Source organism: Limnobacter parvus (assembly GCF_024623725.1).
Lineage (GTDB): Bacteria > Pseudomonadota > Gammaproteobacteria > Burkholderiales > Burkholderiaceae_B > Limnobacter > Limnobacter parvus.
This window is the reverse complement of sequence record NZ_JANKHG010000018.1, coordinates 301,768-327,284: the sequence shown is the minus strand read 5'-3', so window position 1 is coordinate 327,284 and position 25,517 is coordinate 301,768. Positions and strand designations below refer to the sequence as shown.

Sequence of the window (25,517 nt, the reverse complement as noted above, 5' to 3'; positions counted from 1 at the left end):
AAACAGGCGGGCCCATGAAACTGACGCTGCTGATTCGCATTTTTGGATTGCTGATTCTGGTGTTCTCGGTGTTTGGAATCGGCGTGAAGAGCGTTTCCATTCACCAGCAAACCATACAGGAGGATTACTACCAAGCGTGGGCTTCCGACGAAGCCATTCTGACGCAAACGCTGGCGGAATTCGATGCCATGCGCAAACTGGTTTTGCTGTATGCAGCCAGTCGCAACCCCGAGTACATCAATCACTACCTTGACATTGTCGGTTTGCACAACGGCAGCCGGGTTTATTCAGAACCCGTAGCGTCTGATTATTGGGTTGATGTGCTGACCGGTGAGAAAAAAGAGTCTGCCGTGTCTTGGGGGGTTGGCCAAAATCTCAGTGAAAGACTTTATACGCTGCGCTTTATCGGAGAAAATGAGCCCGCCATTGAGAACATTCTGGATCTGCGCCACCGGCTGGAAAAAAACGAACTCGGCGCATTTGCAAGTGGTATCACCCGCTTTGTTGACAAACAAAATGGCGAGTACCTTTCCCCGCCTGAAGTGCGCGAAACATTTGGTGTGTTGTTTGATCGCGAACACATAGAACTGACCAATGCACTGTCTGCTGAACTGTCAGGATTCATCGCACAAGAAAAATACCGCTATCTGGCTTTGATTGATGCTTCGCGGAAAGAGCTTACCTACAGTGTTTATCTTGACGTGGTGTTCACCATGCTGTTTCTGATCGGCCTGTTCATCGGTCTGATTTCAATCAAGAAAAAAGTGATTGACCCCATCAATTCACTGTACAACGCCAGCGAAGAAATCATGAAAGGCGATTACACGGTGCGCGTCAACAACCGCACCGGGTCGCATGAAATCAACTTGCTGATCCGCGCTTTCAACCGAATGATTCGTTCGTTTCAACGGGATCTTGAAAAAAGTGAACGTGTAAAGCAAGCGCTGGAAGAAGTCAGCCTGGCCAACGTTGAAAAAGAACGTGCCAAGAACGAATCAAGAATAAAAAGTTCATTCCTGGCCAATATGAGCCATGAAATTCGAACACCCATGAATGCGATTTTGGGCATGACCGCACTTACGCTGAAAACCGACCTGAATGAAAAGCAAAAGGATTACCTGAGCAAAATTCAATTGTCGGGCGACAACCTGCTGCACCTGCTCAATAGCATTTTGGATTTGTCGAAAATTGAATCCGACATGTTCAAGCTTGAGAAACGCCCCTTCCGGCTTGACGATGTGTTGGAGGAGGTGTTTGGCACCCTGGGCAATTCTGCGTTAAACAAAGACATTCGTCTGCTTTACACACTGCAGGGCAAAGGAGTGCAGTCCACTTTGAATCGGCTGGTTGGCGATTCTTTGCGGGTAGGCCAGGTACTAAAAAACCTGATTGGAAACGCCATCAAGTTTACCAACGAAGGCCACGTTAACCTAACGGTTAAAGTGCTCAAGCAGATTGACGACCATGTCACGCTGCAGTTCAGTGTCAGTGACACTGGCATTGGCATGAGCAAAGACCAACTACAACGTGTGTTCGACAAATTCACACAGGCCGATTCCAGCACCACCCGAATGTTTGGTGGCAGTGGATTGGGCTTAAGCATCGCCAAAGAATTGGTTCACTTGATGGAAGGCGATATTCATGCACACTCCACCCCGGGGCGTGGCTCTGTTTTCTACTTCACACTGAACCTGAAAATTCAGGAACAGGAAGCGCCTGCGCGTAACCTTGACTTGCTGCATGGACCAGACATTAAACGCGCTTACATTTGTTCGCTGGACCAAAAACTGCATCGATCCATTTCCAGCATTCTGGATCAGTTCTATGTGCCCCTCGCGGCTTTGTCACCCGAAGAACTGCTGACCGACCAAAAGCCCTTCGAGTCCAAAGACGTGGTGTTTATCGACAGCGACATCGCCAGTTCATCACCAGAACTGCTGTCCTTGCTGAAATCAAATCGTCTGAATGAAAGTGAGAATTTGGTGTGGCTGTCCAATCGAAATGCTGTTGAATTTCAACGAATACACGGTGCTGATTCGCACAACCGGGTGTTGACCACCCCAATTCTGCCCGTGCATTTGATGAAGTTGACAGACCGACAAGTGCCCAATACGGCACCTGCGGAAGTTGTCGCGAAAACGCGAGGCGCCAAAAAAGAACATGCGTCAACATCGAAAACTTCTGGCCAGACCAAAGTTCGCGCAGCAAAAATTTTGATTGTCGAGGACCACCCGTTGAACATGGAACTGTTGCTAGATTTCCTGGGCCCAAAAAACTACCAGATCAAATGTGCGAAAGACGGTCGTGAAGCAATAAAGATTCTAAAGAACTCCCCCGAACCGTATGACCTGATGATTTCAGACCTTGAAATGCCGTTTGTGGATGGTTATCAACTGGCAACCTGGGTGCGCGAAAACGCAGTGCATTGTGTCACCCCGATCATGGCCTTGACCGCCCACGCATTTGAGCAAACTCGAGTTCGATGCGAAGAACACGGCATTAACGACGTGTTAACCAAACCGTTCCATGAACAAAACCTGTTTGATGCCATTCACCGATGCCTGCGCAGCACAGAAGGCGTGTTGACCGGCTTTGAGACCAGCAATGAAACCCCAGCGACCAACAAGATTGAACCAGTGGCCACCCGCCAATCCGCCATTTTCAAGGTCAGTAGCTTTGAACCCGATCGGATGGCGAAATACCTGGGCAAATTCCTGCAAACCAGCGAGAACCTGATTGAACGCCTGGCCGCCTGCATTGAGCAAGACGACCTGCAAACCTTCAAGCGTGAAATTCACTCACTGGCCGGTGTGTTGGGCATGCTGGGTACAGACAGCGTGAAAGAGCAGTTCTCACAGATGGACAAACTATTAGAAGAACCCGGCACGCACATTGCCGTGATGGAAGAAATTCAAAGCGTGTGGCCAGGCATTGTGGATGAAGCTGAAAAAATTCTGGTTTTAAGCAATCGGTTTGGAAAACATTGAGCTGCAAAACAAGGTGAATTGTTTTTAACGCCCACCATGTTTTAAACTCGTTCTACAAGAATTAACAAAGTAGAAGTTCTGCGCACTTTGGGTGCCAAGAGCTCACCAAAAAGCTGTCGAAAGTATTTCAAGGGTTTGATGTGAAACAATTCGTGTTTGCAGTATTGACTCGCCTGTCGCTTGGCGCCATGGTCATGGCCACTGGCGTGGCTCACGCAGAGGTTGTTGTAGTGGGTTCAAAACAAATTCCTTTCACCCAGATTTCTAAAACAAAACTCAGGGATTTGTACACCGGCCAAAGCCAACTGGTGGGCGATGCCAAAGTGTTGGTGATTGACAGAGAAGATACATTCGATCGAAGGGAGCAATTCATCTCTCGCACCTTGGGCTTCACCAGTGAGGAATTTGCGACGGTTCAAAGACTGATGGAATGCATCGGAATCAGCAAAGCCCCCACAGTGGCTGACAACAGCCAGCACATGGTGGAGATGTTATCGAACAACCCGAATGCACTGGGTTATTTGAGTCGGGACGAATTGGAGAACCATCCCTTGGGAGCCAAACTACAACACATCAAGGTACTGGCTGAATAAAAGGCAAACGTTTATGTACAAAGCGATCACATTGCTAACGCTGACCGCAACACTGAACTTGTTGGGCCAGGGTTTTGCTCATGCATTTTGTGCTGGTGCGATTGTGAAAGAAATTCAGTCGATTGCCAAAAAACCAGAAGTTGTGGAGGCAGTTAAGCTGGCCAATTTGAACCCGCCATTGCCAGCAGACCTGCATGCGCTGGACGCGCGCTGGATTGCTTCAAACGGTCAGGAAGCAGAGGCCAGAAAAATTCTGGCATCTACAGCCTCTGAATTCTTGAGGAAGACATTAGAAAAGCGGGTTTACTTTAAAGAAGCCATATTGACTGGAAAACTGGGTGAAACAGTTGCGATGAACATGGTCACCAGTGATTACTGGCAAGGCGATGAAGAAAAATTCACCGAAATTTTCGATACCAACCAACCCTCCAGAAAGCCGGATTTCTACATTTCGCGGGCGCGCTGGGACGAGAGCGTCAAATCCATGATTTCACAGGTCAGTGTGCCTGTTTACGATAGCGCATCGATGATTGGTACCTTGACCATAGGCATTGATCTGAAACGCGTTCCACAACAAAATCATTGAAATCAATTCGACCGGCAGACAACAGTCAATCGTTTAACTTCATTTTTACGCTGCGTTCCGCTTTCAAAAAAACATTCACCGCTTGCGCTTTGTTGGACACTTCCAGCCGCTTGAAGATTTCCCGAATGTGACCCCGAACCGTCTCGGGGCTTAAGCCGATGCGTTGAGCCACCATTTTTGCAGACAATCCTTCTGCGGTCATTCGCATGATTTCAACCTGACGCCAAGTCAGGGGCTTCGCACCCGGGTAAGCCACAATGCTGGATTGATGCTCGTTTGCAGGTGCGGCTTCTGAAAGAGACCTGTCCAAAATACCCGACTTGAACAGTGCCGCCTCAATTTCATGGGCCAACACAGATTGGCTGCACGCCTTGTCGATAATGGCGTAATTCAACTGCACGGCGCGCGCTTTGATTTCCTCACTGACGAAGCCGGTGTAAATCAAACCACACACCTTCGGAAACATCGAGTCGAGCCAGTTGATCGTGGCTTCACCTTTTGAATCTGTCAACGTTAAATCAAAAATAATCAGATCAGGTTTGTTGAACAGGTGTTCACGCGCCTGGGCAAGGCTGGTCACTACGCTTAATACAGCATGGGGTGCCATGTCTTTGCACACATCCTCAATCACCATTGAAATAAGCGGGTGATCTTCAAGCACCAGAATTTTTTGATTTTTCATTGTCAGCAGGCTGGGTCGAGCACACGGGGGCCCTTAATGGCTTTTTTGGCCTCTTTCTAATTCCCAAAGAGTACATGAATTCAACGGAACAAATAAGTGTGCTTTTTGCATTTTCTCGCAATGGGCTCCACCAACTGGGGGGCCCTCACAATCAAGCATCCCCAATCTACGGAATGGTATGAATGTCTAGAGTCCGTAAGATAAACCCATGCATCAACATCTCAAAGGTATTGAATCATGAACATTGCGCTGGTCGTGCCACATCGAGACGACAAACTTCTTTCGCTGGATTGTCAGTCAATCGAAACAGACATTGCACTGGAGCTGGACCATGTGGCGTATGGTTTAAAAAGTTTTGCTGATCAATTAAGAAAAACCAGATCCGCCCAAGCGCGGTTTGCCAAAGTCATTCAACTTAAAATTTGGGTGCTGAACAAGCCCACTGTGTTGACCTTGCTGGAACAATATTTGGAACAGGTTACGCTGGCTCAACAATGGCTGCACCTGGACATGCAGAGCCACGACAATGCCATTGAATCGCTTTGTGAACAACTGCTGTTTTTAAGCACTGTGTTTGAACAAGAATCGGAGTTGATGGAACAGATAGCAGTGGTTGATCCAAACCTGGCACTGTGCGACTAAGTGGCGTACCTGCTTGAAGCTATTTGCCAATGCAAAAACGGCTAAAAATCAAGCCCAGTAAATCATCGGGCAACATTCGTCCCGTAATTTCCCCCAAGGCATCGTGAGCCAAGCGCAACTCCTCGGCAAACAAGTCCAGAATACGGTCATCTTGCTTCGCAAATTCGTGCGCAGTGCTCAGATGCTGCCCACACACATGCAAGGCATCCACATGGCGCTGACGGGCCATGAAACCATGGTCGGGCGTGTGGGCAATGCCCACTTTGGCCAGTATGGCGTCTTTCAATGCTTCCAGCCCTTGACCACTTTTGGCTGACACGGCTTGTACACCCGGCGTAACAGCCAATGGCTGGGCAAGCAAGTCAATTTTATTTAGTACAGTTAATGTGGGCAGATGAACGGGCAATTCCAAGTGCTGTGCAAAAGCGTCTTCTGAAGTCAACGTTGCATCTTTCAGCACCAGTACCAAGTCGGCTTCCGCCACCGATTTGCGTGTGCGTTCAATGCCGATTTTCTCGACTTCGTCCACCGTGTGGCGCAAACCGGCTGTGTCGACAAGCACCAAAGGTATACCCCGAATGTTCAACTCCTGTTTGATGCGATCGCGCGTGGTGCCTGCAACTGCCGACACAATGGCAATTTCTTCGCCTGCCAAGGCATTCAACAGGCTGGATTTTCCCACATTCGGTTCTCCGACCAACACAATTTGCAAGCCATCGCGAAACTTCACGCCTTCTTGCGCCGCGTTCAACAATTCGCGGTGGATGGTCATGATGTGGTGCAACTGGCCTTTGGCGTCCGCTTTCTCCAGAAATTCGATTTCTTCTTCCGGAAAATCCAGTGTGGCTTCCAGCAACAAACGCAGGTGAACAATTCGATCGGCCAAGGCATTGACCTGTTTGGAAAACACACCACTTAGCGAGGCTGCTGCAGCTTTAGCGGCGGCCACAGACCCCGCATCAATTAAATCAGCCACGGCCTCGGCCTGCGTCAAGTCCAGTTTGTCATTCAGGAAAGCGCGTTGCGTGAATTCACCGGCCATGGCATGGCGCAAGGGAATATTCAGTTGACGGGCCACTGACAATGCGTGACCCATCACGCCTTGCAACACAGCCTGGCCGCCGTGGCCTTGAAATTCCAGTACGTATTCACCCGTGAAAGAGGCCGGTGCATTGAACACCAGTGCAATGCCTTCATCGATGGCGTGCTGCTCAAAATCGCGAAGTGTTAACAGCGTGGCTGTGCGGGCTTGGGGCAGTTTGCCGCAAAAAGCCAGGCAGAAAGATTCGAATTGGGAAACAGAGGGAAAGGAGAACCGCACCACCCCCACCCCGCCCTTGCCGGGCGCGGTGGCGATGGCCACGATGGGGTCACCGTGCTGTTGCGGGTGCAGACTCAATTTGGCGTGTAATTACCCACTGTTGGGCAATCGACAAAATGTTGTTCACAACCCAGTACAGCACCAAACCGGCCGGGAAGAAAATGAACATGACCGAAAATACCAGGGGCATGACCATCATGATTTTGGCTTGCACGGGATCGGGTGGCGTGGGATTCAATTTGGTTTGAATGAACATGGTCACTGCCATCACCACTGGCAGAATGTAGAAGGGATCGGGTGCAGCCAAGTCGCTGACCCAACCCAGCCAGGGCGCGTTGCGCATTTCCACACTGGCCAGCAAAACCCAGTACAAGGCAATAAACACCGGAATTTGTACCAGAATTGGCATACAACCACCCAAGGGGTTGATCTTTTCTCGCTTGTACATTTCCATCATGGCGCGCTGGAAGCCCATTTTGTCGTCGCCGTATTGTTCCTTAAGCTTTTGCATGCGCGGACCCACTTTGCGCATTTTGGCCATCGATCGGTAACTGGCTGCAGACAAAGGGAAAAACATCAATTTGATCAGAATGGTAAGTACCACAATGGCCCATCCCCAGTTGCCAATGTAACTGTGAATTTTCTCAAGCAGCCAATAAATGGGTTGTGCAATCACGGTAAGCCAACCATAGTCGACCACCAGATCAAGACCTGGGGACAATGCTTCCAGCACACGCTGATCTTGTGGGCCCGTGTAAATTTTTGCAGAGTAAGATGCGGTTTGCTCGGGCGCCAAGGTACCCAGGCTGCTGACCAAACCGATGGAATACAAATTGGCGTCCACTTGGCGTGTGTAATTTTCGCGCGGACCATCTTGCCCGATAACAGCTGACACAAAGTAATGCTGGATCATGGCCAACCAACCAGAGTCGGCCGTTTTTACGAAATCGGCACTGCGATCAGCAATGTCGTCAAAATCAATTTTTTGATATTTTTTCTCGGGTGTGTAAACGGCAGGGCCAGTGAAAGTAGCGTACAGAGCCGAATCGCTTTCAAGCGGATTGCCGTCCCTAGTGATCTGAACATAGGCACTGGGCGAGACCGGTTCGGCATTCAAATTGCGCGCAGTGATCGCCAAATCAATGTCGTAACGGTTCCTGAACACGGTGTAGTTGTACGTGCTTTCAATACCACCACTTGTTGCCTTGAACACCAAATTAAGACTGTCTTGCCCAGCAGCGAAGCTGGTTGCACCGGGCTGCAGCTCAAACAGTGTGCGGTGATTTGGCGCATCAGCAGCACCCACCAAACCGGCTTGACCCACATAGGTTCGATTTGTTGACTGCTCAAACAACTGAACAGGCAATTCCGGATTTTCAACAGCTGGGTGATTCAGTAACTTTGACGTGATTAACTGAGCACCTTGGGTGGAAAATTGCAATTCAAGCACGTCGCTTAACACAGTGATTGTTTGTGCAGCCGGCGCAATTTCGACGGCAGGTGCAGCGATTGCGTTGGGATCTGCTGGCACATCGCTGGACGCTTGAACAGGGGCGTTGGGCAAGTCATTGATTGCAGCAACATTGCCAGCACCTTGTTTGGTCGCCGCATCTTGATCAACTGTTGAAGCACCTGTGCTAAGGCCAAACAAGGTGGGCTTGCCAATCGAAGCCTGGTAGTTGTCCCACAACATGATCAGGGACAAACTGAATATCATCAAAAGGACTAGCCTGCGCGTTTCCATTTAAATCCTTAATTACTAAGATTCGTGACCGGGGCGTTTGGCTTCGGGAACAGGGTCCAGCCCGCCAGCATTCCAGGGATTGCATCGACAAATGCGGCCCAGTGACAGGACCGCGCCTTTCCATGCGCCATGAATTTTAACTGCATCAAGCGCATATTCCGAGCAACTGGGGTAAAAACGACAAGATGGCGGGAAAAGAGGGCTAACTGCAAGCTGATAACCACGAATTAACGCTGTGATGGCACGCGCCGTGATAGATCGCTGAAAAGTTGTTGGAGTTCTGTCCACCATGCCGCTCGATCTGACTGACCTATTGCCTTGACTGGTTTGCTTAACCGAACCAAGAATTTGCCTTGGTATTCACCCAGCGCATCTTGGCAGGCATGGCGGATTAACCGCTTCAAGGTGTTTCTGTCGACTGCCCGTTTGGCCAAGCGTTTGGGTATTAAAATTCCGAATTGGGGAGGGGTTTCTTGGAACAATGCGTGGAGCATCAATCGGTCTGTTTTGGCAACTGGCCTTGTTTTTAACAAACCGCCAAATGTTTCAGATCGAGTGATTTTCGTCGCGTTCGACCCGGAACCCACCCCGTGCAATTCAGAATATTCAAAGCTTCACGGCTTAAACAGCCAAGCGTGCGCGGCCTTTGGAGCGACGTGCGCGCAGTACTGCACGACCACCGCGGGTGCGTGAACGTACCAAAAAGCCGTGTGTTCTTGAACGGCGAACTTTAGAAGGTTGATAAGTGCGTTTCATGGCAAGCCTCTGGCCCACATGGGCTTAAAATTTGGCGGAAAAAATAGGGTGTTACCTGGTGCGTCATTCAGCGCGTTGCCGAGTATCTCAAAGCAGGCACCAAGGGAACCCAAAATTATAGAGGCAAATTCGTGAAAAACCTAGAAAAATCTTCAAGTTCACTGCAAGGCGATGAATCGGCCACTCAATCCGTGGGGGTTTGGATACAATGGAACGCTATGTTTCAAATTCCTGCAAAGCAGTTCATCCGAAAAATAAGGCTATCCATAACGTGATTGATCAATTCTGGGACCACTGTGTTGAAGCGCTTCGGAAGGAAATTCCCGCTCAACAAATCAAGCTGTGGATCGAACCACTCAGTGTGGTTGAATTTGATGAAAACACCGCAAGCCTGAGCATGGCTGCGCCCAACCGATTCAAACTGGATTGGGTACTTAATAATTACGGGGGACGGTTTAATGAACTGGCCACGGAATTTTTTGGATGTGACATGGCCATTCAATGGCAAGTGGCGGCCAAACAAGCCAGCCCCTTGATGGCCCCGCAGCCCTCGGCTGCAAAAACCAGCAGTGAAGCAGCCTTGCAGGGCGCCCCAAAAGTGGCAGCGGTAAAACGTGATGAAATTGCGGCCACAGTATATGAACGCAGCCGCTTGAACAGGGACCTTTGTTTTTCCAACTTTGTGTCCGGTCGAGCCAACCAGCTGGCCAGGGCTGCGGCTGAACAAGTGGCTTCCAATCCCGGCGTTTCCTACAACCCCCTGTTTTTGTATGGTGGCGTTGGTCTGGGCAAAACCCACCTGATTCATTCCATCGGCAACCGCCTGCTGGAACAAAACCCCAATACCCAAATTCGCTACATTCACGCGGAACAATATGTCAGCGATGTGGTGAAGGCCTATCAGAAAAAAGCTTTTGAAGAATTCAAACGCTCCTATTACTCACTCGATTTGCTGCTTATCGATGACATTCAGTTCTTTGGTGGCAAAAGCCGCACCCAGGAAGAATTTTTCTATGCATTTGAGCAACTAATTGCCGCCAAGAAGCAAATCATCATTACCAGCGACACCTATCCCAAAGACATTCAGGGCATGGATGATCGCTTGATTTCTCGCTTTAACAGTGGCCTGACAGTTGCGATCGAACCGCCTGAACTGGAAATGCGTGTGGCCATTCTATTGAAGAAAGCCGAACAGCAAAAAATCCAATTTTCAGACGATGTGGCTTTTTTCGTGGCCAAACACATGCGCAGTAACATTCGTGAACTGGAAGGTGCGTTGCGCCGCATCATGGCCTTTGCCAGCTTCCACAACAAGCCTGTGACCATGGATTTGGTGCGTGAAGCACTGCGCGACATGATTTCTGTTCACCATGGACAGGTTTCGGTCGACTCCATCCAGAAAACCGTGGCCGATTACTACAAAATCAAAGTGGCTGACATGTTTTCGAAACGTCGACAGGCTCAAATTGTGTTACCACGCCAAGTGGCCATGTACCTGGCCAAAGAGTTAACAGAAAAAAGCTATGTCGAGATTGGAGAGCTGTTTGGTGGGCGAGACCACACGACCGTGCTACATGCCGTAAATAAAATTTCCGAATTGCGCAATCAATCTGCAGAGTTGAATCATGCACTGCATGTGCTGGACCAAACATTAAAAGGTTGATTTAGAATTGTGGAAAAGTATGTAACAACGGTGCACAAGCAGTCGAGTTATCCACAGAAAAAAATGAAAATTGAATATCCGGGAAAAGTTATCCACAGAGTCCAGATCGAGTCCCGGAAGTTCTACACCAGTTTTGAAAGAACCTAAGAAACTCAATTCAAAGGGAAAAATGGAGTTGTCCACATAAATGAAGCAACTCTATTAACTAATCCTATAAGGAAATATTAAATGGAATTAATTCATAGCTCACGCGATGCATTGGTTCGAAAGCTGCAAATCGTTAGCAACATTGTCGAACGTCGAAACACATTGCCTGTGTTAGCCAATATTTTGTTGAAGAAAGAAGGTGGCTTGCTAACCCTGTTGTCTTCAGACATTGAAATGCAGATTCAAACCAGCGCTGAAGTTGGTGGAGGCGGTGAAAACACGGCTACCACTGTGGCTGCGAGAAAATTCCTGGATATTTTGAGATCACTGCCCGAAGACTCGGATGTGATGGTGAAACTGGAAGGCAAAAAGATGTCAGTGCAGGCCAAAAAAAGCCGTTTTGCATTGCAAACTCTGCCTGCGGAAGATTTTCCATTGGTTCAGGAACCCAAAGAATGGGTAACACAAATCAGCTTGCCGCAGAAAATGCTTAAAAATTTGCTGGGCATGGTGCATTTTTCCATGGCCCAACAAGATTTGCGGTATTACCTGAACGGTGTACTGCTGGTCATTGAAAGTGCCTGCGTTCGTGCGGTGGCGACAGATGGGCACAGGTTGGCTTACGCCGATGCGCCCGGACAAGGCGGAGCATCCAAACATGAAGTGATCATTCCTCGTAAAACCGTGCTGGAACTGTCGCGTTTATTGAATGAAACTGATGACCCAGTAACGATCGATTTGGCCAGTAACCAGGCCAAGTTCTCATTTTCCGATATCACATTGATCACCAAACTGGTGGAAGGGAAATTCCCCGATTACCAGCGGGTTATTCCCAAAACCCATCAACATCATGTGGTAATTGCGCGCGATGCCCTCTTGCATTCTTTGCAGCGGGCTTCGATTTTGACCAGCGACAAGTTCCGAGGCATTCGTTGGGTATTGGGTGCAAATGGTTTGACCATTGTGGCCAACAACTCGGATCAGGAAGAAGCACGGGATGAAATGGAAGTCGAGTACCAAGGGCCCGAGATTGATGTGGGTTTTAACGTAAACTACCTGTTGGATGTGTTGAACAACCTCAAGTCGGACACCGTGCAGTTTACGTTGCAGGACGGAAACAGCAGTGCATTGGTGACCACTCCAGGCAAAGACGACTTCAAATACGTCGTTATGCCCATGCGTATTTAAAAAACAAGATTAAAACAACAACACCCTATGACTTCAGAAACACAGAACGACGGAACTTTGCCTGATCAATCCACAGGTGCAGATTACGGCGAAGGCGCCATTCAGATTCTTGAAGGGCTGGAAGCCGTTCGAAAAAGACCAGGCATGTACATTGGCGATACCTCTGACGGTACCGGTTTGCATCACCTTGTGTTTGAAGTTGTAGACAACTCGATTGACGAAGCCTTGGCAGGTCATTGCGATGACATCGTCGTCACGATCCATGCAGACAATTCAATCAGCGTGACAGACAACGGTCGGGGTATCCCAACTGGCGTCAAGATGAACGACAAGCATGAGCCCAAACGCTCGGCGTCTGAAATTGCGCTGACCGAATTGCACGCGGGTGGCAAGTTCAACCAGAACAGCTACAAAGTGTCGGGTGGTTTGCATGGTGTGGGTGTGAGTTGTGTGAATGCACTGTCGATTTGGTTGCGCTTGATTGTTCGCCGGGATGGCAAAGTGCATCAGTTGGAGTTTGCACGGGGTTTCGTTCAGAATCGCATCATCGAGCAGGTGGATGGCGTCGATGTGTCGCCGATGAAAGTAGTCGGAACTACCGACAAACGCGGTACAGAAGTTCATTTCTTGCCCGACACCGACATTTTTCAGCACAACCACGATTTTCATTATGAAATTTTGGCCAAGCGCCTGCGCGAGCTGAGTTTCCTGAACAATGGCGTACGCATTCGCCTTAAAGACGAACGCACTGGCAAAGAAGATGATTTCGCCGGCAGCGGCGGCGTCATGGGTTTTGTTGAATTCATCAATGCCAATAAAAAAATTCTGCACCCGAATACGTTTTATGCCGCTGGTGAACGACCGGCTGAAACTTATGGTGGTATTCCCGGCACCAGCATTGGAGTTGAGGTATCAATGCAGTGGAATGACGGGTTCAATGAATCGGTTCTGTGTTTTACCAACAACATTCCACAACGCGACGGTGGTACCCACCTGACAGGCTTGCGCGCTGCGATGACCCGAGTTATTGGCAAGTACATCGAAACGCACGAAATTGCCAAAAAACAGAAAGTGGAAGTGACCGGCGATGACATGCGTGAAGGATTGTGTTGCGTGCTTTCAGTGAAAGTACCTGAACCCAAGTTCAGCAGCCAAACCAAAGACAAGCTGGTTTCAAGTGAAGTACGCGCCCCGGTGGAAGACATTGTGGCCAAGGTACTGAGTGAATACCTTGAAGAACGCCCAAATGACGCCAAGCTGATTTGCGCCAAAATAGTAGAAGCAGCTCGAGCCCGTGAAGCGGCGCGCAAAGCGCGAGACATGACACGCCGCAAAGGTGTGCTGGATGGCGTTGGTTTGCCCGGCAAGCTGGCCGACTGCCAGGAACGTGACCCCGCGAAATGTGAAATTTACATTGTGGAGGGTGACTCAGCGGGTGGTTCGGCCAAACAGGGCCGTGACCGCAAATTTCAAGCTATTTTGCCTTTGCGTGGCAAGGTGCTGAACGTTGAAAAAGCACGGTTTGACAAACTATTGACGTCAGAGCAAATCACGACACTGATTACTGCGCTGGGCACCAGCATTGGCAAAGACGATTTTAACTTGGCCAAGCTTCGTTACCATCGCATCATCATCATGACCGATGCGGACGTGGACGGCGCTCACATTCGAACTTTGCTGTTGACCTTGCTGTATCGCCAAATGCCCGAACTGGTTGAGCATGGCCACATTTACATTGCGCAGCCACCGCTTTACAAGGTGAAGCATGGCAAAGACGAACGTTATCTGAAAGACGACCAGGAAGAAGCGCAATACATGTTGGGCATTGCTTTGGAAAAAGCAGCCTTGATTCCAGGTGAAGGCAAAGATCCAATTAAAGGTGAAACCCTGGAAGAACTGGCACGCCAGTTTGTAACTGTGGAAGCCGTGGTTCGCCGCTTGAGCCGAATGATCGACCCCGATGTGCTGAATGCATTGGTGGAAGGTGTGGAACTGGATCTGGATACCGAAGAAGCATCGATTGCCAGCGCAGCGCGTTTGCAGGCAGTACTTGACCCCACCATCATGACGGTGTTTTCGCAGTTTGATGAACAACGAGACAAACACCGGGTATTGATTCACCGCCGCCACCACGGCAATGTGCGCGTAACCACCATTGACCCTGACTTCGTTCACGGTGCCGATTATCCCCTGTTGGCGCATGCGGCCAAAACTTTCAAGGGTTTGATCATGGAAGGCGCTGAAATGCAGCGTGGTGAGGGTGACAAACAAAAAGTACAGGCGGTACAAAGCTTCCGTGAAGCCATGCAATGGTTGCGTGAACAAGCCGAAAAAGCAGTTACAAAACAGCGCTACAAAGGCTTGGGTGAAATGAACCCACAACAGCTTTGGGAAACCACCATGGACCCCACTGTGCGCCGCTTATTGCGTGTTCAGATTGAAGACGCCATTGCAGCTGATCAAATATTCACAACGCTGATGGGCGATGAAGTGGAACCGCGCAGGGCATTTATTGAGAGCAATGCCTTGAAAGCAGGGAATATCGACATTTAAGCGATTGTAGAGCGAAGAAATAGTTGGCCAGTTTTGTTAAATAGTTGGCCAACCTTTTTCGAACTTTGAGATATAGAGAAACGGCTAACTTTGGTTGGCCGTTTTTATTTCATACAAAAGATTATTGATTTGACAGAATTTGTCCTTGATCATAGAAGAGGTTAATTTCCAGTCAGCCCTTGCACTGGCATTACAGGAGCTTTTAGGACACTGCACCAAAAGCCACCTGTGTAAGATCAAATGGAGGCTATGAAAAATTATGGCTGCTTAGCACGATCCAAATGAAAAGCACTTTGATTGGATTTTGTAACTGCAAAGCTGTGCCGTAGCCAGATGCTATTCTGATAGGGTCGTTCCAACTTTAAGATTATGAAATAGGCTTTTGCTGCTTCATAGTCAGTGGTGATAGCAGTACCATCGCAGTTTGCCTGGATGTACCAAGATTCGATTTGGTAAACAAAGGCTGGCGCGGGCGCTCCGTAGACTTCGAAAACTCCGGTTCCATCAGCATTTAATATGGTTCGTGGAGCATTCCGATCGTTTGCCTTGTAAGTTCCCACATATTTGGCAGTTTCTTGACGAGTTAAACCATATAAAGCAACCTCACCAGGGTGCAAAGAATCCGGATTTTCAACTGTCAGTGGAATCCCTGTGCACTTGCTTGCTGTTGGTTTTTGACTCAAAAGAACAAGCCGAGTGTGTTCATTTGCTGCCTGCCCTGGTTTGTAAAGAACTACCGACCCTTTGTCCGGCCTAGCAAGATAAGTAATGCCATTGTTAGGATTTGTATAGCTATATTCGCAGTTGCCAACATGCTGGTAAATTGAGGTTTTGTTTGCTTCTTTGAAAGTCAGTGTGTCTTTACTTTGGGTAACATCCACTCTGTATGTTGAGCCTTTTAGTTCGTAAACTCCGTCTTTTAGCTGGCAATCAGGTTTGTTGATGTTCTTTGTTGATTGCGCTGAGACACCGGTGACGTTTCCAATGAACAGGTAGAAAAAACTTACTGTTAGTAAGGTGAATATGGATATTTCTTTGGATATGTTGCGAGACGTTGTATTCGTCATGGTGAAGATCCCTGTCTAGTTCCTTTGAAACAGCGTATTTGCGTAAGCTTATTCTTGCAAAGCCCTCAAAAAAGGGCCTGTAACTTTACGGGCAACCTACTTTTTCTTAGTCAGATTTACATCAACCGTGACTTCTGCATGTACGAAATATTAGTCAGAAGAACAGTCGGATAAACATCCTCTAGAACCGCGACGTTAGTGAGTTTGTTGAAAAATAGCTTTTGGCAATTCATGTCGATCACCGCTGGTCAACTAATTTCGGTTGGCCGTTTCCTATTCCAAGGGCTCAAGGAAAACAGTAAGCTTTGGTGCTGTTCACTGATGCAACTTTATTGGATTCAAATTGAGCAAACCAGACAATTCAAAATGGCTTGGACTCACTGTCATTTCATTGGCTTGCGTGCTGTATTCCATGGACCTGACGGTGTTGAACCTGGCGATACCGGCCATCAGTGCAGACCTTCAACCCAGCAGCGCACAACTACTTTGGATCGTCGACATATACGGTTTCATGGTGGCAGGGGCTTTAATCACCATGGGCACCTTGGGCGACAGAATTGGTCGGCGCAAATTGCTGATGATTGGTGCAACTGCCTTTGGAGTTGCTTCGGTGTTGGCGGCGTTTTCAAACAGCGCTGAAATGTTGATTGTGACCCGGGCACTTCACGGTTTGGCAGGGGCAACCATTGCGCCGTCGACGCTTTCATTGATTCGAAACATGTTTGATGATCCCGCTGAACGCATGAAGGCGATTGGTATCTGGATCAGCAGTTTTTCGATCGGTGCAGTCATGGGACCCTTGGTGGGCGGTGTATTGCTGGAATATTTTTGGTGGGGCTCGGTGTTTTTAATCAACGTGCCAGTGATGATTCTTTTGCTGGTTCTGGCACCTCGCCTGCTGCCGGAGTACAAAGATGAGACTGCCGGCCGCCTGGACATTTCAAGCGCGGTGCTTTCACTGGCGGCCGTGTTGTTTGTAATTTATGCGTTGAAGCACACTGCAGAAAATGGTTTCAGCCTGTTGAGTGTGATGTGTTTGGCGATGGGTTTGACCTTGGGTACTTGGTTTGTAAGGCGACAGAAAAACCTGAGTCATCCATTAATCGACTTGAACCTGTTCAAGGCACCAGGATTTGTCGCGGTATTGGGCACGTACTTGTTAAGTTGCCTGACCATGTTTGGTGTGTATGTGTACATTGCACAGTACTTGCAGCTGGTGCTGGGGTTAAGCCCTTTGGTGGCTGGCGCGTGGACCGTACCCTGGGCTTTGGCTTTTGTGGTGGGCACCAATGTAACACCATGGCTTGCTGCCCGCCTGGGGCAGGCTCGCCTTGTGGTGTTGGGTTTGCTGGGCACTGCGGCTGGTTTTGCAGGCCTTGCCTTGTTGACTGTGCAGCCGAACATGACTTTGCTGGTGGGTGCCACTGTGGTGTTGGCTTTGGGACTGGCGCCCATGTTCACTCTGGGCACGGAATTGATTATCAGCAGCGCGCCCCCGGAGCGGGCGGGCTCGGCCTCTGCCTTGGCGGAAACCGGGGCTGAATTTGGAGGTGCTGTGGGCATTGCGGTGTTCGGCAGCATTGGCGTGGCAATTTACCGGGCGCGAATGAACGATTTGTTGCAGCCTGAGTGGCCTGCCGAAGTGTTGCGTGCTGCACAGGACACTTTGGGTGGAGCTGTGGCGTCAATGGTTCAGTTGCCTGTGGCAGAGCAAGCCACGCTTTTGCTGGCTGCACGCAGTGCATTCATGGAAGGCATGCAGCTCATTTCAATTGCTGGTGTGGTGGTGATGCTGTTGGCCAGTGTTCTGGCTTACCGAAGTTTGAAACACCTTCATTTGACCCATTAAGAAGGCCGAATACTTCGATAGGTGGTTTCACGTTCCTGACGGCTGAATACGAGCTGCCACAACATGCCTTTGCGCGATCGAAAATAGGCTGCGCAGGTGTTCAGGTAGTAAGTCCACATGCGACCAAATCGTTCATCGTAGGCAGATTCCAGTTTGGGCCATGCTTGTTTGAAATTGGCATACCAGGCCATGAGTGTTTTGTCATAATCGCCACCAAAATTGTGCCAGTCTTCCAGCACCAGTTTGCCGTCGATGTGTTCTGTAATTTCGCCGGGCGATGGAATTTTTCCGTTCGGGAAAATGTACTTGTCAATCCAGGGGTCTGTGGCCTCGGTTTTGTTGAATCCGCCGATTGTGTGTAATAAAAAAAGCCCCTGCGGATTCATCAGCCTGTGCACAGCGTCAAAGTAATCCGGGTAGTTTTTCAAGCCCACGTGTTCAAACATGCCTACGGAAACTACTTTGTCAAACTGCCCTTTCAAGTCGCGGTAGTCGATTAATTCGATGTCTACGAATAGGCCTTTACACCGTGCACGTGCATAGGCCTGTTGCTGGGCCGAAACTGTAATGCCCAGTACCTGAACATCAAAATGTGTGGCGGCGTACCAGGCCAGTCCACCCCAGCCACAACCAATGTCGAGTAGTTTCTCGCCTGGCTTGAGTTGAAGCTTGCGGCAAATCATGTCGAGTTTGTGAAGCTGGGCTTCTTCCAGATTGGTCGCCTTTTCCCAATACCCACAAGAGTAAATCATCAGTGGATCGAGCATGGCCTCAAACAAGTCATTGCCTGTGTCGTAATGGTGTTCACCCACTTGAAATGCGCGCGTGGGCGCTTGCAGATTGATTACCTTTTCGCGCAGTGCCAACATCAGCCACTGCATTTTGGTCCATGCTTTGGTGTGTTCATCGGCGTTGCTGCGCATGAGCCGATACATCAGTTCATCAAGTTGTTCGGCATGCCACCAACCGTTCATGTAGGCTTCGCCCAGGCCCAGTGAACCTTGGCTGAGTACGGCATTGAACAAACGCTCGTCAAGTATTTGAATGTCATGGGGGTTCGGGCCGTTAATTTCTACACCTGCATTGTGCAGCGTATCGGCGATTAGTTTGGGCACGCGGCTGGCGTTGACCAAATCAGCGGTGTTCGTTTTCATAGGCAGGTGTGCGTGCTATGTCGACGAATTAATTATTGCAGATGGTTAATGAATTGCCAACGAACCTAAAAGGTTACCAGTTGTAATGCTTGGCGTTGGGTGGAAGTTCTTTCACCACATTGCCTTTCCATCCCTGTAGATGTGCTGCACCCTGTGCTGCACCCATTACCATTAAAGTGGGGATGGAGAAGAGAAACATCAAAATACCAATGTTGGCTATGGAATATTGGGGTGAGGGGTTGGTGCCAATATCTAGGTTTTCCGGACCTGAAAAGATAGGGACGACTGTACCAAAAATAATGGCCAGTAAAGCACCACCCAAACAACGGCCCACACTGTGACACATGCTTCGTGAGGCTGGCCCGGTTCCAAGGGTTCTTTGCCCGTTCGAAGCCAAATTGTTAGCGATTCGGGAAAGGTTCGCATTCGATGCCAGAATAATGTTCATGTTAAAAATGCGTAATCCTTCGGCTATAAGGATAAGCCCACGTGTAAAGCCGTGGTATTGGTGCATGTTTTTCACCATGTATTCGCCCTTGAAACAGTTTTGGGCGGCTCTACTTGGGTCTGCCATTTTTGCGGAATGTTTTTCGGCGTAACCTTTCGTTCCCCACTTGTTAAGGGTTCCCGACATTGAGGTGCCCAACATGATATCAACAGGCTTCACTGCATGTGAAAAACCTCTTAAGGTTGCACGCTGTACTTTTGGCACCCACCTGTTCTCCAGAATTTTCCTGGCATCGGTCAGGTCTGTTGAAGGTTTTTTCGTTTCTGAGTGGTCAATCAGGCTGAGCAAGGCCACGAAATGACTTTCTTTCGTGGTTACGGCTTTTGCATAACAGTATTTGGCCCACTTAGAACCATTTACTGGTTTGTCCACTTGAAGGTAGCTTCCTACGGCGCGCCTTAAGGCAAGCATATTCTCAGCATCAGATTTGCTCAAATCAATTGCAGCCAGCGCCTGGTTTAAAAGCACGGGTACCTTGTCGCTGTCTAAATGTGCTGCACCAACCTTCCCAAAAATATGCAGACCTTGCATGGCTTTGGCCGTTATCTGAACTAATTCGGGTTTTCCATGCATCGATTTCAAATGATGCAACAACTGATTCATGTTGGTGCTCAAGTCGGTCTGAAGGTCTTTTTTCTGGCCATTGCCCATGTGCTGTCTTTCGACGATTCTCTGACTTCTCACCCCAATTATGGTACCGATCAAACCCATGAGAGAGGACGCAGCCGGAAATGCAATAATTGCCCCAAGTAGGCTTTGTCCGAACAGGGAAGGAAGCTTATCTTCACCAATTCTGTTTTTTGCGTAGCTAACTCCCATCCCGGTTCCAACACCAATAAACGCAAGCAAGCCAAACATGAATGCTTTGTTTTTGGTGCTTTTGTCGTCGGTAGATTGAGTAACTAAATTTCGGGCGAGGGTGGTTGTCATGCCCGTTGGTGCAGCCATCATTTCGCACAAGCCGTGAAATCCGTGTGCATAGCTCGATACTTTGTGCGCCTTGGCATTGCGCTTGGATGCACCTTTGGCTTGGTCGAAGTAAGCGGGGTTGTAACGAACGTGATCTTCGCGATTGGTGCGGGTTTGAACGCCGCCCGAATCCCATACTATTTTGTCGTATTCTTCGTCAGTCAGTGCCTTCCCACGCTCTTCAGACTTGCGAGTTGCGATTTCGTCTTTTCGAAGCAGGGCAGCTTGTACATATTGCCGGGATTCAAAATGTGCCTTGGCCATCACACTGACACCGCGTGATGCGCCAATAGCATCCTTCAGTTTATTGAAGAACGTCCGTTCTTTGAAAGTATTGCCACTTACGTACTTATGGCCTGACTTGCGCGCAATATTGCATTTCACCTTTTGGTCTAGGGCAGCGTTGGTGCACAGCGAAGGTAGAGCAACAATTTCTAAGGCCACGGTAGGTCTCCCGTCTGCACAATCACGGTGCAGTTCATATTGTTTATGCCCCTAAACATGTCACAAAAGTGTCAGATGTTCAAAAGCAGTCGGATAGGTATCACTCTTTATGTATCACTTGAAACATAAAAGTTTGACAAAATCCGGGTTTTCCCTAGTTTTTGTGCACTGCAATAGCGCAGTATTTGAACTCAGGAATTTTGCCGTGGGGGTCGAGCGCAGCATGGGTCAGTTTGTTGATGGCGGCCTCTGCATAACAGAAAGGCACAAAGACATTGCCCTGTGGTGTGCAAGAGTCGGCACGGGCAAAAATGGTAATTTCGCCGCGCCTTGAACGCAGGCTGACCTTGTCGCCTGGTTGGATGTTCAGGCTGTTGAGGTCTGAAGGGTTGAACAAGGCCGTGGGTTCGGGTTCGATTGCATCCAGAACACTTGCCCGGCGGGTCATGCTGCCGGTGTGCCAGTGTTCCAGCTGACGACCTGTGATTAGTACAAAGGGAAATTCCACATCGGGCTTTTCAGCAGCACCGCGATATTGGGCGGGCACCAGCCGCGCTTTGCCGCTGTGCGTAGGGAATTCTTCGGTGAATACAACGGCCTGACCTGCATCGCCCTCGTGCAGGCAGGGATAAACAACCGCGTGTTCCCGTTGCAGACGTTGCCAGGTTATGCCTTCAATGCTGTGCATGGCGCGGCGCATTTCATCAAACACGTCTTCAACTGTTTGGTAATTCCAGCTCAGCCCCAAACCCTGCGCAATGCTTTGAATGATCCACAGGTCTTGCCGGGCCAGGCCGGGCGGGTCGATTGCCTGTTGGCCCAGTTGCACAAGCCGGTCGGTGTTGGTGAAGGTGCCTGTTTTTTCCGGAAAGGCGCTGGCGGGCAGCACCACATCGGCAAGCGTTGCGGTTTCAGTCAAGAAAATGTCTTGCACCACCAGAAAATCTAGCGCGGCCAATGCTTTGCGGGCATGGTTCAAATCGGGATCGGACATCGCCGGGTTTTCACCCAGTATGTACATGCCTTTTACGGTGCCCGCCAAAATGGCCTGCATGGTTTCCACCACAGTAAGGCCGGGTGTGCTGCTTAAAGGGGTGTTCCACAGGGTTTCGAATCGCCGTTGTGCTTCTGTGTTGCCAACGGGCTGGTAATCGGGGTACATCATGGGGATCAATCCGGCATCCGATGCGCCTTGCACATTGTTCTGCCCACGCAAGGGGTGCAAGCCAGTGCCGGGGCGGCCAATTTGCCCGGTGATCAGCGCCAACGATATCAGGCAGCGTGCGTTGTCGGTGCCGTGGGTGTGCTGTGAAATGCCCATGCCCCATAGAATCATGGCTGATTTCGATTTGGCGTAAAGACGAGCCACTGCGCGCAATTCGCTGGCCGGTATGCCGCAAATCGGGGCCATCGCTTCAGGGGTGCAGGTGGCTACATTGGCCTTCAGCGCATCAAAACCTTCTGTGCGGGTTTTGATGAATTCTGTGTTGATTAAGTTTTCATCAATGATGACGTGCAGCAGGGCATTGAGCAGCGCCACATCGCTGTCGGCCTTGAACTGTAAAAAGTGCGTGGCATGGCGCGCCAAATCAGAGCGCCGTGGGTCGGCCACAATCAGTTTGGCGCCCTTCTTCACGGCATTTTTAATCCAGGTGGCGCCCACGGGGTGGTTCACAGTGGGGTTGGCACCGATCACAAATATGACTTCGGCTTGGTCCACGTCCATCAACGGGTTGGACACAGCACCCGAACCAATCCCTTCCAGCAATGCGGCAACGGAAGACGCATGGCACAAGCGCGTGCAATGGTCCACATTGTTGGTGCCAAAACCTGTGCGCACCAGTTTCTGGAACAGGTAGGCTTCTTCATTGCTGCCTTTGGCCGAGCCAAAACCAGCCAGGGCATTGCCACCGTGGGTGGTCTTTATCTGCTTCAGCTTGCTGGCTACCAGGGCCAGTGCTTCTTCCCAGGAGGCTTGGCGAAATGCGGTGTGAACCTGTTCGGTATTCAACAGATCCACAGGGTTTTTGGGCACACCTTCACGCCGAATCAGCGGGTGGGTCAGGCGTTGTTCATGGTGAACATAGTCAAATCCGTATCGGCCTTTCACACACAGGCGGCCTGCGTTGGCGGGTCCATTTTGGCCCTCCACGCGCAAAATTGTGTTGTCTTTCACATGGTAGGTAAGCTGACAACCCACACCGCAATACGGGCACACGGAATCGATGGTTTTGTCAGCCTGCTGGTGGGCATTGGGCTTGGCTGGGCTCAGTGCGCCGGTGGGGCAGGCTTGCACGCATTCACCACAGGCCACGCAAGTGGATTGGGCCAGGGCATCGCCTTGATCAAACACAATGGTCGCATGTTCACCTCGGTGGGCCAGGCCGATGACATCGTTCACCTGCACTTCCCGGCAGGCGCGCACGCAGCGGGTGCACTGAATGCAGTGGTCCAGGTTCACGGCAATGGCAGGGTGGGAATAATCGGGGGGCACGGGTGCGCGGGCGTCAAATCGTGTGCCGTCAATGCCCATGATTTCGCACCAGTGGGCCAATTCATTGTCGGCTTTTAACGCGGCCAGGTTCGTATTTTCCGGCATGTCAGCCAGCAACAGTTCCAGCACCATGCGTTGCGAGGCAACGGCTTTGGCGGAGTCGGTGGTAACCACCATGCCTGCTTCAACTTGTCTGCAACACGATGCGGCCAGGGTGCGTTCACCGTCAATTTCAACCATGCAGGCGCGGCAGTTGCCGGCGGGCTCAAGGCCATTCTTGTGGCACAGGTGGGGTACGTTGATGCCTTCACGCTGGGCCACTTGCAACAGGGTTTCGCCAGGCAGGGCTTGAACCTGTTCACCATTGAGCTGAAAACCGATCATGTTGCGTGTGTTCATGTGGCCGCTCCCGGTGGGCTGTTGGCAACTTCATCGCCTTCAATTTCATGCGGAAAGTAGCGAATAACACAATCGACAGGGTTGGGCGCTGCCTGGCCCAAGCCGCAAATGGAGGCGTTGCGCATCACATCGCCCAACTCAGTAAGCAGCGGTACATTCCAGTTTGGCTGATTGACCAATGCCAGTGCTTTGGCGGTGCCTGCGCGGCAGGGGGTACATTGGCCGCAGCTTTCATGCACGAAAAAGCGCATCAGGTTACGGGCCATATTCACTGCGCTGTCGGCTTGAGAAAACACCACAATGGCCGCCGAACCAATGAAGCAGCCGTGGGCTTGCAAGGTGTCGAAATCAAGCGGCACATCGGCCAGCCTGGCAGGCAAAATTCCACCCGATGCGCCGCCCGGCAAATAACCATACAGGGTGTGCCCGGGCTGCATGCCGCCGCAGTATTCTGCAATTAATTCCTTGAGTGTGATGCCCGCGGGCGCCAAGTGAACACCGGGTTTGTTCACCCGGCCAGACACGGAAAATGACCGCAAACCGCTGCGCCCATGGCGGCCCTGCCCGGCAAACCACTCGGCACCTTTGTTTAAGATGGTGGGCACCCAATACAGGGTTTCAAAGTTGTGAACCAGCGTGGGCTGTTTGAACAAACCCACTTGGGCCACATAAGGTGGGCGCAGGCGGGGCAGGCCACGTTTGCCTTGAATTGATTCCAGCATGGCCGATTCTTCACCGCAAATATAGGCTCCTGCTCCGCGCCGTAGTTCGATTGTTGGCATGTTGGGCATGGGTGGCTGGGTGTTCAGAGCTGCCAATTCAGCTTGCAGCATGGCGCGGCAGGCGTGGTATTCATCGCGCAGGTAAATGTAAACAGTGCTGGCCTGAACAGCCCAAGCGGCGATCAGCATGCCTTCCAGAAACTGGTGCGGATTGCGCTCCAGGTGCGTGCGGTCTTTGAAAGTACCGGGTTCACCTTCATCAATATTCACCGCCATAAGGCGGGGTGCGGGCTGTTCGCGCACAATGGCCCATTTTCGCCCTGCCGGAAAACCTGCACCACCCAGGCCCCGCAAACCGGAACTTGAAAGTGTCTTGATAACCGATTCAACAGAACGCTTTCCTTGTGCGCATTCCTGTAGGTGTCGGTAACCGCCTTGCGCGTAGTAATGGGCCAGATCTACATAGGGTGGGGGCAGTGCTTGAGTGTGCTGGCCAAAAGCCGCTTCCATAATTTCATGGTGGTTGGCCCAACCCATTTCATGTTGGCCCACGGCCACTGCGGGCGCTTGCTCGCAGCGGCCAATACAAGGCACAGGCTGAACACGCACCGTGCTGCCCAACAAGCTGGGCAATTTTTCAATCAAGGTTTCAGCACCCGCCATGCAACAGGCTGGGCCATTGCACACCCGCACCTTGAGTGTGTGTTTTATAGAGTTTTCAGAATCCACCACATCGAAGTGGTGGTAGAAAGTGGCCACTTCAAACACTTCGGTTTGGCTTAAGCCAAGGCATTCGGCCAGTGCGGCCAGGTGAGTTTTGGGAAGGCAGCCCAAACGGTCGTGCAGCAAGTGAAAGTATTCAATTAGCAGGTCGCGCCGCAGGGTTTGCGGGCCCAAACATTCGCGAACAAAGGCCTGAACCCTCAAATCCACTTGCCTGCCTTTGGGTTGGCTGCGGCGCTGTTGCGCAGAATCAACAGCCTTGGCAATCGGAATGATTGCGTGATTCATCTTGTCCCCGCCTTGTTGTGTTGCTTTATGTGGCTACA

General features: G+C 50.3%; 19 protein-coding genes. 8 read left to right on the top strand and 11 right to left on the bottom strand.

Features of this window, described 5'->3' with window-relative positions:
• The first annotated feature begins 14 nt into the window (after positions 1-14).
• The 3 genes from NSP04_RS11960 (at position 15) to NSP04_RS11950 (ending at position 4,166) form a co-directional block, all read left to right on the top strand.
• Positions 15-2,987 (top strand): hybrid sensor histidine kinase/response regulator, encoded by a 2,973-nt coding sequence (locus tag NSP04_RS11960; RefSeq protein WP_257512582.1) that lies wholly within the window; start codon positions 15-17, stop codon positions 2,985-2,987.
• A gap of 140 nt (positions 2,988-3,127) precedes the next feature.
• A complete protein-coding gene (locus NSP04_RS11955) occupies positions 3,128-3,580 on the top strand; it encodes a type 2 periplasmic-binding domain-containing protein (protein WP_257512581.1) in 453 nt (150 codons plus the stop codon).
• Positions 3,581-3,593: 13 nt separating this feature from the next.
• Positions 3,594-4,166, top strand: coding sequence for a hypothetical protein (locus NSP04_RS11950; protein ID WP_257512580.1), 573 nt, complete (start codon positions 3,594-3,596; stop codon positions 4,164-4,166).
• Between the two features lie 25 nt (positions 4,167-4,191).
• Here NSP04_RS11950 and NSP04_RS11945 read toward each other — a convergent pair whose 3' ends face one another.
• Positions 4,192-4,848 (bottom strand): response regulator transcription factor, encoded by a 657-nt coding sequence (locus NSP04_RS11945; RefSeq protein WP_257512579.1) that lies wholly within the window; start codon positions 4,846-4,848, stop codon positions 4,192-4,194.
• A 237-nt stretch (positions 4,849-5,085) separates the two neighbouring features.
• Between NSP04_RS11945 and NSP04_RS11940 the strand changes: the two genes are divergently transcribed.
• Positions 5,086-5,490, top strand: a complete 405-nt coding sequence (locus NSP04_RS11940) for a hypothetical protein (protein WP_257512578.1) — start codon at positions 5,086-5,088, stop codon at positions 5,488-5,490.
• 19 nt (positions 5,491-5,509) lie between these two features.
• Here the strand turns inward: NSP04_RS11940 and mnmE are convergent, their stop codons facing one another.
• The 5 genes from mnmE to rpmH are packed head-to-tail and all read right to left on the bottom strand — an operon-like array spanning position 5,510 to position 9,311.
• Positions 5,510-6,889: a tRNA uridine-5-carboxymethylaminomethyl(34) synthesis GTPase MnmE gene (gene mnmE / locus NSP04_RS11935; RefSeq protein WP_306815344.1), complete on the bottom strand. Its 1,380-nt coding sequence runs from the start codon at positions 6,887-6,889 to the stop codon at positions 5,510-5,512.
• Positions 6,861-8,555 (bottom strand): membrane protein insertase YidC, encoded by a 1,695-nt coding sequence (yidC, locus tag NSP04_RS11930; RefSeq protein WP_257512576.1) that lies wholly within the window; start codon positions 8,553-8,555, stop codon positions 6,861-6,863. Before yidC ends, mnmE begins: the two co-directional genes overlap by 29 nt.
• 15 nt (positions 8,556-8,570) lie before the next feature.
• The gene (yidD, locus tag NSP04_RS11925; RefSeq protein ID WP_257512575.1) at positions 8,571-8,846 is read right to left on the bottom strand and encodes a membrane protein insertion efficiency factor YidD; all 276 of its coding nucleotides are present in this window, start codon (positions 8,844-8,846) and stop codon (positions 8,571-8,573) included.
• The gene (locus NSP04_RS15050; protein ID WP_371825021.1) at positions 8,783-9,142 is read right to left on the bottom strand and encodes a ribonuclease P protein component; all 360 of its coding nucleotides are present in this window, start codon (positions 9,140-9,142) and stop codon (positions 8,783-8,785) included. Before NSP04_RS15050 ends, yidD begins: the two co-directional genes overlap by 64 nt.
• Before the next feature lie 34 nt (positions 9,143-9,176).
• The gene (rpmH, locus tag NSP04_RS11920; protein ID WP_257512574.1) at positions 9,177-9,311 is read right to left on the bottom strand and encodes a 50S ribosomal protein L34; all 135 of its coding nucleotides are present in this window, start codon (positions 9,309-9,311) and stop codon (positions 9,177-9,179) included.
• 274 nt (positions 9,312-9,585) lie between these two features.
• On the opposite strand from rpmH, the gene dnaA reads away from it, so the two are divergent.
• From dnaA to gyrB, 3 genes are all read left to right on the top strand, one after another.
• On the top strand, positions 9,586-10,974 hold the full coding sequence (gene dnaA / locus NSP04_RS11915) for a chromosomal replication initiator protein DnaA (RefSeq protein ID WP_257512705.1): 1,389 nt from the start codon (positions 9,586-9,588) through the stop codon (positions 10,972-10,974).
• Between the two features lie 228 nt (positions 10,975-11,202).
• Positions 11,203-12,309 carry a DNA polymerase III subunit beta gene (gene dnaN / locus NSP04_RS11910; protein ID WP_257512573.1) on the top strand — a complete coding sequence of 369 codons (1,107 nt, stop codon included), beginning with the start codon at positions 11,203-11,205 and terminating at the stop codon, positions 12,307-12,309.
• Positions 12,310-12,336: 27 nt separating this feature from the next.
• Positions 12,337-14,862 (top strand): DNA topoisomerase (ATP-hydrolyzing) subunit B, encoded by a 2,526-nt coding sequence (gene gyrB / locus NSP04_RS11905; RefSeq protein ID WP_257512572.1) that lies wholly within the window; start codon positions 12,337-12,339, stop codon positions 14,860-14,862.
• A gap of 257 nt (positions 14,863-15,119) precedes the next feature.
• Here gyrB and NSP04_RS11900 read toward each other — a convergent pair whose 3' ends face one another.
• Complete coding sequence (locus tag NSP04_RS11900) at positions 15,120-15,929, bottom strand: hypothetical protein (protein WP_257512571.1); 810 nt, start codon at positions 15,927-15,929, stop codon at positions 15,120-15,122.
• 343 nt (positions 15,930-16,272) lie between these two features.
• Here NSP04_RS11900 and NSP04_RS11895 point away from each other — a divergent pair, with 343 nt between their 5' ends.
• Complete coding sequence (locus tag NSP04_RS11895; RefSeq protein WP_257512570.1) at positions 16,273-17,778, top strand: MFS transporter; 1,506 nt, start codon at positions 16,273-16,275, stop codon at positions 17,776-17,778.
• On the opposite strand, the gene cfa is transcribed toward NSP04_RS11895, so the two are convergent.
• The 4 genes from cfa to NSP04_RS11875 form a co-directional block, all read right to left on the bottom strand.
• A complete protein-coding gene (gene cfa, locus NSP04_RS11890) occupies positions 17,775-18,932 on the bottom strand; it encodes a cyclopropane fatty acyl phospholipid synthase (protein ID WP_257512569.1) in 1,158 nt (385 codons plus the stop codon). The genes NSP04_RS11895 and cfa overlap by 4 nt on opposite strands.
• A 73-nt stretch (positions 18,933-19,005) precedes the next feature.
• Positions 19,006-20,853 (bottom strand): hypothetical protein, encoded by a 1,848-nt coding sequence (locus tag NSP04_RS11885; protein ID WP_257512568.1) that lies wholly within the window; start codon positions 20,851-20,853, stop codon positions 19,006-19,008.
• Positions 20,854-21,007: 154 nt separating this feature from the next.
• Entirely contained in the window at positions 21,008-23,746 is a 2,739-nt protein-coding gene (gene fdhF / locus NSP04_RS11880) for a formate dehydrogenase subunit alpha (protein WP_257512567.1), read from the bottom strand.
• Positions 23,743-25,479, bottom strand: coding sequence for an NADH-ubiquinone oxidoreductase-F iron-sulfur binding region domain-containing protein (locus NSP04_RS11875; RefSeq protein ID WP_257512566.1), 1,737 nt, complete (start codon positions 25,477-25,479; stop codon positions 23,743-23,745). The genes fdhF and NSP04_RS11875 overlap by 4 nt, the downstream gene beginning before the upstream one ends.
• Between the last annotated feature and the right edge of the window lie 38 nt (positions 25,480-25,517).